The organism is uncultured Roseibium sp., assembly GCF_963675095.2.
Lineage (GTDB): Bacteria > Pseudomonadota > Alphaproteobacteria > Rhizobiales > Stappiaceae > Roseibium.
In genome coordinates, this window is sequence record NZ_CAXXSJ010000056.1 from 170,844 (window position 1) to 177,500 (window position 6,657).

Sequence of the window (6,657 nt, forward strand, 5' to 3'; positions counted from 1 at the left end):
CGTTCCTATGCGGGTGTTCTGAGCAAGCGTGAAATGAGGGCGGCGTTGAGTTTCGCCTCGGCGGCCAAACGCTGGCGCAGAAGCCTCTCGCAGTCTGCCGCGAGGATGCCGAGCCGTGCGATACGGCGTTGTTTTTCCATAGGCGGAAGGGGCAGGAGGACGTCGTCCAACGCCTGCTTCGGAATGCGAGGTAAAGCTCCTGCTGTCGCCGAGGCTTTCAGTTGCCGGACAGCGGCAATGTCATTGAGCGCAATAAACAGGAAGTCAGGATCAACACGCCGGATTGCAGGTCGGACCAGGTAGACATCGAGTCCAACAAAGGCCCCGATCATGTCCGGCGTTGGACGAAATGCAGCGAGCTGATCACCACGCGACGGCACAAGAAGATCATGCACAGCAATACGCGTCGCCCGCCTTGCTTTTGGCGCCGCCCCCCGAAGAAACTCGCTATCGTAATCACGCAAATCCTTGATCTGGACGTATACAGCATCTTGGTCGCCCCCCTTCGGGGGGAGGATGCCGCTAAGAACTTCCGCGATTTCGCTCAGATGCTTCATCTGTGTGTTATGCGCCAAAATATCGCCTCTATCAAGAAAAATCGTATGAGATGGTCTCATACCGCAAATCACGTTGGACGATCATCGCCTAGTAAGCTATTTTCGAGGTGCGCGATGTACGAGAACCGTACCTCGTCGAACGGTCTGCCTGAGCCCGCGGCATGACGATTAGGAGTTGAGGTGGAAGTTCAGATGCGCAGCGCGCCGAAATCGCGGTTTGGAGCTAGGTCATTTCACTATGCCAGCGCCCGCCATGACGCGAGGCAGCCCGCTGACATGCGAATGAACCTGCCCAACACCGCCGAATATTCCACCGTGATTTCAGTTGTTTATTGTCGGTCTGGCGTAAATTCTGGCGTGTATGAGCCGGAAATCAAGCCATTCGAAATCAACGACTGTGCCGAGCGAGCGCGAGGAGCTGCTCGGGGCGTTGCTCGTCGAGGCGCCGGAGCTGAGGTTCACACCTCGCGGCGATCCAGACCCTCGCCTCATTCGGTTGGTCGAGTTTCTCGCGCGACAGGCGGCTCGCGAGTTCTACGAGCAGGAAGTCAAGAAGCAGAGCTCGCGCGGCTCCTGATCGCATTGGGAGACGCACATTGAAGGTCGCCATCTACGCCCGCTATTCCTCCGACAATCAGCGAGACGCGTCTATCGCGGATCAGTTCCGCATGTGCCGCCTCCATGCCGAGAAGCAGGGCTGGATCATCGTCGAGGAATACTCCGATCATGCGATCTCGGGCGCCTCGCTGCTGCGTCCGGGCGTGCAAGCACTGATCTCCGATGCCACACGAGGCCGTTTCGATCTTGTCCTTGCAGAGGCCATGGACCGTCTCTCGCGCGACCAGGAGGACATCGCCGGACTTTTCAAGCGGATGTCGTATTCGGACGTGAAGATCTTCACTCTGTCCGAGGGCGAGGTCTCGCATCTGCATGTCGGCCTGAAGGGCACGATGAATGCGCTTTTCCTCAAGGACCTGGCCGACAAGACGCGAAGAGGTCAGCGCGGGCGCGTGGAAGCCGGCAAGTCGGGCGGCGGCAATGCCTACGGTTATGACGTCGTCAAGAAGCTCGACGGCAATGGCGAGCCGATTAGAGGTGACCGATCCATCAACGACGCTCAGGCCGAGGTCGTCCGCCGTATCTTTCGCGACTATGCCGCAGGCAAGTCGGCCAAGACGATCGCCTTCGCGCTCAACAGGGACGGGATCCCCGCCCCGTCAGGCGGGGATTGGGGTTTCAGCACGATCAACGGCAATCCGAAGCGTGGGAACGGGATTCTCAACAACGAGATGTATGTCGGCAAGATCGTCTGGAACCGTCAGCGCTTCGTGAAGGATCCGGACACGGGCAAGCGACAAGCCCGGCCAAATCCGGAAGAAGAATGGGTGATCCAGGACGTGCCGGAGCTGCGCATTCTTGATGACGCACTCTGGGAAGCCGTAAAGGCGCGCCAGGCCGGGAACCGGCTCGCCCGGGATGAGAACGGCCACGCCGATGTGGCGGCGGTCCACCGTCGCCGGCGTCCGAAATTTCTCTTCTCAGGACTCACGAAGTGCGCTTGCTGCGGCGGAGGGTATTCGGCGATCTCCGCGACGCTGATCGGCTGCTCCACGGCGCGGAACAAGGGCACCTGCGACAATCGGGTCAACATCCGCCGCGATGAACTGGAGTCCCGTGTCCTGAACGCCCTGCGCACCCGGCTCGTGGACCCGGCGCTATTCGCCAGGTTCTGTGAGGTCTTCACGCAGGAGGTCAATCGCCTGCGCATGGAGGGTCGCGCCAACGTTGCAGCGGCAGAGACCGAGATAAAGAAGATTGATCGCGAACTGGATACCCTGCTCGACCTCATCCTCAAGGGAGGCGCGGCCGACAGGATCAACGCGAAAATGGTTGGCCTAGAACAACGCAAGAAGGAAGTTGAGGCCTTCCTTGCGCAGGCAGACGACCCGCCACCCCTTCTGCATCCCTCGATGGCACAGCTCTACCGCTCGCGCGTCCAAGGCCTCTACGACGCCCTGCAGGGCGAGGACGAAGAAAGGCGCACGGAAGCCGCCGATATCATAAGGACGCTGGTCGAGGACATCGTGCTGACGCCGGTGGATGGCAAGGTGGAGATCGACGTTCGCGGCGATCTCGCTGGAATCCTTACGCTTTCTTTACAAACGAAAAACCCCGCCGGAGGGGCGGGGTCATCGCAAGTAAAGATGGTTGCGGGGGCAGGATCTGATCACAACTTGCGCCCCGAGCAAGTAAAGATGGTTGCGGGAGCAGGATTTGAACCTGCGACCTTCAGGTTATGAGCCTGACGAGCTACCGGACTGCTCCATCCCGCGTCAACTTTATGGTGTGAGGGAACGTTTGTTTCCTCTGTGGGCTGTGGCACAGCCCGGCATTTTTGTTTTGTGCGTCCTCGACCCTTTGGGTCTGCGGTCGTCACGGGTGCTGCTCCACTGGGGATAGGGCACCGATCTCTTGTTTTGGCTTGCCTGGGATGGTGCGCTTGCTTGGGACAAGGGTTCCAAGCGCAGCGAAGGCAAGGCCGACTGGCCGTCGCCGCTTATGCGGCGCCTCCGCGGAGGCCAGGGCGAAGCCCGGTGCGGCCGTGAGCGCTTTTATCGTTGAAGAGAGATATTTATTATCTGCGCTTTGCAGGCCTGGCAGCGACCTACTCTCCCACACCTTAAGATGCAGTACCATTAGCGCTGGGGAGTTTCACGGCCGAGTTCGGGATGGGATCGGGTGGGGGCTCCCCGCTAGAGCCACCAGGCCGGCGAAGGGCAGATAATAATAGAAACTGGTCTGTATAACCTGTTCTCACGGTTGAGCGGCTCTTCGAGCCTAACCTCCGAACCAGGCGCGCCATAAGGCGCGACGGCCGCTTGGCCTTGCCAAATCCGCTGGATTTGGAGACCCGAGGTTTCCATGAGAACTGGTCTATCGATGATTTTGATCTTTCAGGTTTTGCAAGGAACCGGAGCTCCGAAGCAAAGCTGAGGCAAGCGCGAACTGCGCTCCGCCAATTGTTTGGCGCCCTCGCGGAGCGCAGCACCGTAAGGTGCGAACGCGCGTGAGCGCAAACAACTGATCTTTTCAAAGCGCCAAGGGCGCTTTTAAAAGATGAACATGGACTAATGAGAGTAATCAAGCCGAACGAGCTATTAGTAAGGCTCAGCTTCACGCGTTGCCGCGCTTCCACATGCCTCCTATCAACGTGGTGGTCTTCCACGGCTCTTCAGGGAGAACTGGTTTTGAGGTGGGTTTCCCGCTTAGATGCTTTCAGCGGTTATCCCTTCCGTACATAGCTACCCTGCTATGCGGCTGGCGCCACAACAGGTCCACCAGAGGTACGTCCATCCCGGTCCTCTCGTACTAGGGACAGATCCTCTCAATTCTCCTACACCCACGGCAGATAGGGACCGAACTGTCTCGCGACGTTCTGAACCCAACTCACGTACCACTTTAATTGGCGAACAGCCAAACCCTTGGGACCTGCTCCAGCCCCAGGATGTGATGAGTCGACATCGAGGTGCCAAACAATGCCGTCGATATGGACTCTTGGGCATCATCAGCCTGTTATCCCCGGCGTACCTTTTATCCGTTGAGCGATGGCCCTTCCACGAGGGACCACCGGATCACTATGGCCGTCTTTCGACTCTGCTCGACTTGTCAGTCTCGCAGTCAGGCAGGCTTATGCCATTGCACTCAACGAGCGATTTCCGACCGCTCTGAGCCCACCTTCGCGCGCCTCCGTTACCATTTGGGAGGCGACCGCCCCAGTCAAACTACCCGCCACACACGGTCCCGGATATTGTAGTACCGCGGTTAGATATCCATGACGACAAGGGTGGTATTTCAAGGGTGACTCCACCAAGGCTGGCGCCCTGGCTTCAACGTCTACCACCTATCCTACACATGTCGACACGAATACCAGTGTGAAGCTGTAGTAAAGGTGCACGGGGTCTTTCCGTCTGACCGCAGGAACCCCGCATCTTCACGGGGAATTCAATTTCACTGAGTCTATGCTGGAGACAGCGGGGAAGTCGTTACGCCATTCGTGCAGGTCGGAACTTACCCGACAAGGAATTTCGCTACCTTAGGACCGTTATAGTTACGGCCGCCGTTTACTGGGGCTTCAATTCGGAGCTTGCACACCTCCTCTTAACCTTCCAGCACCGGGCAGGCGTCAGACCCTATACGTCGCCTTGCGGCTTCGCAGAGCCCTGTGTTTTTGATAAACAGTCGCCACCCCCTGGTCTGTGCCACCCCCGTCTGGTTGCCCAAACGGAGGTCTCCCTTCTCGCGAACTTACGGGAGCAATTTGCCGAGTTCCTTCAGCATAGTTCTCTCAAGCGCCTTGGTATGCTCTACCAGTCCACCTGTGTCGGTTTCGGGTACGGTTTATACGGTGGAGCTATTTCCTGGAACACCTTCACCGCACCCCCAATCCAGTAAGGGGATACGATACACGGCATCCGTCACTACCACCAAGCTGCAGAATATTAACTGCATTCCCATCGACTACGCCTTTCGGCCTCGCCTTAGGGGCCGGCTAACCCTGCGCCGATTAGCGTTGCGCAGGAACCCTTGGACTTTCGGCGAGGGAGTCTCTCACTCCCTTTATCGTTACTCATGTCAGCATTCGCACTTCTGATATCTCCAGGAGCCCTCGCGGGTCTCCCTTCGCAGACTTACAGAACGCTCCGCTACCGCGTGCTTACGCACACCCGCAGTTTCGGTGTATGGCTTGAGCCCCGGTACATTTTCGGCGCGGGACCCCTTATTTAGACCAGTGAGCTGTTACGCTTTCTTTAAATGATGGCTGCTTCTAAGCCAACATCCTGGTTGTTTTGGGAGTCCTACATCCTTTCCCACTTAGCCATAACTTAGGGACCTTAACTGGCGGTCAGGGTTGTTTCCCTCTCCACAATGGACGTTAGCACCCACTGTGTGTCTGCCGGATAGTACTTCTCGGTATTCGGAGTTTGGTTAGGATCAGTAAGGCGGTAAGCCCCCATAGCCCATCCAGTGCTCTACCCCCGAGAGTATTCATCCGACGCTCTACCTAAATAGATTTCGCGGAGAACCAGCTATTTCCGAGTTTGATTGGCCTTTCACCCCTAGCCACAGCTCATCCCCGACTTTTTCAACAGGCGTGGGTTCGGTCCTCCAGTGCGTGTTACCGCACCTTCAACCTGGCCATGGCTAGATCACTCGGTTTCGGGTCTAATCCAACGAACTGAACGCCCTATTCAGACTCGCTTTCGCTACGCCTACACCTATCGGCTTAAGCTTGCTCGTTAAATTAAGTCGCTGACCCATTATACAAAAGGTACGCTGTCACCCTTTCGGGCTCCAACTGTTTGTAGGCATCCGGTTTCAGGATCTGTTTCACTCCCCTCGTCGGGGTGCTTTTCACCTTTCCCTCACGGTACTTGTTCGCTATCGGTCGACAAGGAGTACTTAGGCTTGGAGGGTGGTCCCCCCATGTTCAGACAGGATTTCACGTGTCCCGCCCTACTCGAGGACTGCAAAAATTTCTACCCGTACGGGGCTATCACCCGCTGAGGCCCGACTTTCCAGACGGTTCCGGTTCTTAATCTGCAGCCACTGGCCTGGTCCGCGTTCGCTCGCCACTACTAGCGGAGTCTCGGTTGATGTCCTTTCCTCCGGGTACTTAGATGTTTCAGTTCCCCGGGTTTGCTCCCTTGCGGGTACTCCATACGGAGTGGGTTGCCCCATTCGGAAATCGCCGGATCAAAGCTTATTCGCAGCTCCCCGACGCTTATCGCAGCGTATCACGTCCTTCATCGCCTCTTGTCGCCAAGGCATCCACCGAATGCCCTTAAGACACTTGATCACTCTCATTATCAATGTTCATCTTTTTGATTACGCAGCTGATGGATCCGGCAAGGAACGCCAAATCCGGCTGGCAATCGATAAATCATCGATTTTAAGACCAGTTTCTTGAGATCAATCCAACAGCCATGCGGTCAAGCTGGCTTCCTGCTTGAGTGCAGAACCCTACGATTACCCGCAGAGGTCAGACGATCTTCTCTTCAACGATGTCAAGAACAGGCGGTGATCAGCGATCACCGCAAAA

At 57.1% G+C, this 6,657-nt stretch carries 3 protein-coding genes, 1 tRNA gene and 2 rRNA genes; 1 reads left to right on the forward strand and 5 read right to left on the reverse strand.

The window, feature by feature from the left end; all coding sequences use genetic code 11:
• Positions 1 to 5: 5 nt before the first annotated feature.
• Both ABIN98_RS22170 and ABIN98_RS22175 read right to left on the reverse strand, forming a co-directional pair.
• Complete coding sequence (locus ABIN98_RS22170) at positions 6 to 557, reverse strand: hypothetical protein (RefSeq protein ID WP_346913220.1); 552 nt, start codon at positions 555 to 557, stop codon at positions 6 to 8.
• Positions 558 to 1,105: 548 nt separating this feature from the next.
• Positions 1,106 to 1,285: a hypothetical protein gene (locus tag ABIN98_RS22175; protein ID WP_394701584.1), complete on the reverse strand. Its 180-nt coding sequence runs from the start codon at positions 1,283 to 1,285 to the stop codon at positions 1,106 to 1,108.
• Between ABIN98_RS22175 and ABIN98_RS22180 the strand changes: the two genes are divergently transcribed.
• The gene (locus ABIN98_RS22180) at positions 1,208 to 2,857 is read left to right on the forward strand and encodes a recombinase family protein (RefSeq protein ID WP_394701589.1); all 1,650 of its coding nucleotides are present in this window, start codon (positions 1,208 to 1,210) and stop codon (positions 2,855 to 2,857) included. The two genes, ABIN98_RS22175 and ABIN98_RS22180, sit on opposite strands and share 78 nt — an antisense overlap.
• Here the strand turns inward: ABIN98_RS22180 and ABIN98_RS22185 are convergent.
• From ABIN98_RS22185 to ABIN98_RS22195, 3 genes are all read right to left on the reverse strand, one after another.
• Positions 2,814 to 2,890: transfer RNA gene (locus tag ABIN98_RS22185), tRNA-Met, on the reverse strand. The genes ABIN98_RS22180 and ABIN98_RS22185 overlap by 44 nt on opposite strands.
• Before the next feature lie 319 nt (positions 2,891 to 3,209).
• Positions 3,210 to 3,324 (reverse strand): 5S ribosomal RNA (rrf, locus tag ABIN98_RS22190).
• A 370-nt stretch (positions 3,325 to 3,694) separates the two neighbouring features.
• Positions 3,695 to 6,414: ribosomal RNA gene (locus tag ABIN98_RS22195) — 23S ribosomal RNA — on the reverse strand.
• Between the last annotated feature and the right edge of the window lie 243 nt (positions 6,415 to 6,657).